Below are 3231 nucleotides of genomic sequence, written 5' to 3'. Positions count from 1 at the left end.
CAGCGGTGCTCACCAGACCCGGCAGGGTATGATCGACTACTTTAAAGACGTCCAGTAACAACTGGTTGCAGCTTAGCTTTACTGAGCTTCGTAGCCTATCAAGATCAATTAACAAATGTCATGAGTTTCGTTTTAAAACATGGATTTTAATCGAAAGAATTCTTTCGGAAGCGTTGACTATATGACAAATGTAATCACTTACAAATTTGCTTGAAAACGATTGGAGAAGGGGAGTAAATTGGTACTGTAAGTTATAACTTTCTTTTCTTCCCCAAAGATCTTTGATTCCTTTACTTATTTCCAGACAAGAAGGTTTTTGAAAGTCATGAAAAAAGAAAACAACACGAAAGCGAATCTGATCAAATCCATGGCGGTTCCCGCTTCTGCCATGATGGTACTTTCCGGTGCAAGTGCAGTCATTCTTGCAAACGACGATGTCAACCTGGCTCCTGTCATCGAGGAGCCGGCTCCCGTAGAATCGGTCATTCCCGATGGTTCCATCGGTGAACCGGTTGAAAGTTCTGCGGAAATCACAGTTTCGGAAGAAACAGAAACGTATAACAGTCAGGAAAGCGAAGCCCCTGCTGCGGCAGAAGAAGAGGTTCCTGCTGAAGACGGACAGTCCGAAGATCAGCAGAAGGAAGAAACACCGGATGAAGCCGGGCAGACACCGGATGTGACTCCGGAACCGGCTCCAGTCACTGTACCGGATGCAGCTGTGAACACAGCCCCGACGGATGCAGCAGCTCCTGCACCGGAAACCACCGTACAGAAAACCGAAACCACAGCAGCCGCTGCCCCGGCAGTAAACGCAAAGGCAGAAACACCGGCTGTCGACAAAGAACAGGAAGAAGAAGCCTATCGCGAACAGTATCACTTCTCCAATGAAAAAGGCTGGTCCAACGACCCCAACGGCATGGTCTACTACAACGGAGAATGGCACCTGTTCTTCCAGTATTATCCTGATGGAGTAAATCATGGTCCCATGAGCTGGGGGCATGCAGTGTCCAAGGATCTTGTCCACTGGGCTGAGCTGGATATCCCTGATACATTCAATGCAGCATTGTTCCCATCCGAAGATGGAACCCGCAGACATTTCTCCGGCAGCGCAGTTTATGACAAGGACAACACATCCGGATTCTTCAAAGACGGACAGGGTGGTCTTGTGGCTGTCTGGACTGTGGCCGGCAGACCTGCAGGCATGTCCGGTGGTGGTTCCCAGCGTCAGGCTATCGCCTACTCCACAGACGGTATCCACTGGGTGGAACCGGATCTTGGATATGACAGGGTCTATGTTGACCGTGACGGTAACATCCATGAACTCACAGAAAAGCAGAAAGATTACTATAAGAATGTAGTTCTTTCTGAATATAATGTGCCTCTGGCTGTTCGCGATGCCGAGGGAAACATCATTGGAACCACATCTCAGGATCCCCTGAACAACAGTGCTTTCCGTGATCCGAAAGTGTTCTGGCATGAAGATTCAAAACAGTGGATCATGGCTGTAGCCGGCGGACCGCTGCGCTTCTATTCCTCCCCTGATCTGAAGACCTGGACAGCACAGGCCATGCAGGATGACATCATCACTGAATGCCCCGAACTGTATTATCTGCCTGTGGAAGGAACCGATGAATACAAATACGTGCTCTCCGAAGGCGGACGTTGGTACCAGATTGGCGACTTCAAGGAAGTGGACGGCGTCTGGACCTTTGTTCCCGATACCATGAATGGCCCGACCGGTGATGTTCCGCTGCGGCTGAACATGAACTACGCTCCCGATGCCTATGCAGCCCAGAGCTTCTATAAGGAAGATGGCAGAGTGGTCATGGTTCAGTGGATGTCCAACTGGTCCTATGCAGACAACTCCACCATCCGTCAGCCGGATGGCAGCAAGGTGACTCTGGAAGGCATCCGCAAGATGCTGGGTGAAAAGCACAATGGTCAGTTCACGCTGATGGCAGACCTGTCTGTAGTGCGCACACCGGAAGGACTGCGCCTGAAGCAGACACCGGTAGCTGAATACGACCAGATGAAGAACCTGGAAGTCAAGGATGACATTGTCCTGGACGACAAGTCCAACCCGCTGGAAGGCATTCACTCTCAGCAGTTCCAGTTCGAAATCGAGTTCGCTCCTGAAAAGGGAACGGAGAAAGTCGTTCTGGAGGTCCTGAAAAACAAAGACTATCAGACCACGATCTGGTACGATGTGAACACTGGAATCCTGCACGTGGACCGTTCCAAGTCCATGGCAGCTGAACAGGCTCCGGCTGATCACATGCAGAATGGCACCTGGTTCAAGTTCCTGCAGGACTACACGGCACCGGTTGCCATGACCAATGGCAAGATCAAGCTGAAAGTCTTCGTGGACAACTACTCTGTGGAAGTATATGCAGGCAATGACACCATCGTGCTGACGGAACTGGTATTCCCCTATAAGGATGCGGATCTGCTCAACCTGTATGCTGTTGGCACACCTGTCAATGCGACTTACAGCTTCGCCACCATGGACAGCTACCGCAAAGACAACACCGATATGCGCAACCTCTCCGGAACCCTGGCGGATGCGAAAGACCAGCTGGAGCGCGGACAGGGCAACTACACAGATGAAAGCTTCAAGGCTTTGCAGGATGCCTACAAGGCAGCATTTGCGGCAGCCTTCAACCCGGATTCCACACAGAACTCCATCAACCTTGCCAACTACGCTCTGACCAATGCTCTGACCAACCTCCGGGCCAATGCAGACAAGCCGATTACCGTGACTCCGGAGAAACCGACCACTGTCACCGACATTTACGACAGCACAGCGAAACCGGTTGTCAGCGAGACCCCGGCACAGGCGGTATCCGCAGCTTCTGTTTCTTCCGAAGGTACTCCGACAGCTGCAGCCACCGGCTTAGGCATGACCCTGGCGACAGCCATCGGAGCCCTGGCAGGTGCAGTCTTCACAAACAGGAAACGCCGCGAGCAGGAATAATTCCGGCTGCCACTTGTTCATATTTCTGATATAGATCTCTCTCGGGAAAAAGACCGGTCATGACTGGAGCCGGTCTTTTTCTGAATAATGCGGGAGGTGTTTTTTGAGCAGGAGCCGATATGAGCAGGGGTCTGATGACAGCGTTCCGGATCAAAGAAGAAGAGAGTTGTATCCTGTGTCCGCCGCCATATAATGAATTTATTTAACTTGATAGGCTACGAAGCTCAGTAAAGCTAAGCTGCAACCAGTTGTTTCTG

General features: G+C 51.2%; 1 protein-coding gene. It reads left to right on the top strand.

Annotated elements, in window-relative coordinates; all coding sequences use genetic code 11:
- Positions 1–325 precede the first annotated feature (325 nt).
- The gene (locus tag QZ305_RS11555; protein WP_294732141.1) at positions 326–2974 is read left to right on the top strand and encodes a glycoside hydrolase family 32 protein; all 2649 of its coding nucleotides are present in this window, start codon (positions 326–328) and stop codon (positions 2972–2974) included.
- The last annotated feature ends 257 nt before the right edge of the window (positions 2975–3231 follow it).

Source organism: uncultured Faecalibaculum sp. (assembly GCF_910588395.1).
In the GTDB taxonomy this organism is placed as follows: Bacteria; Bacillota_I; Bacilli_A; order Erysipelotrichales; family Erysipelotrichaceae; genus Faecalibaculum.
This window is presented reverse-complemented; position numbering and strand designations above follow the sequence as displayed.

What these genes read in the sequence shown, in the direction of transcription:
- QZ305_RS11555 (WP_294732141.1), top strand. Translation starts at nt 326, where the DNA reads ATGAAAAAAGAAAACAACACGAAAGCGAATCTGATCAAATCCATGGCG.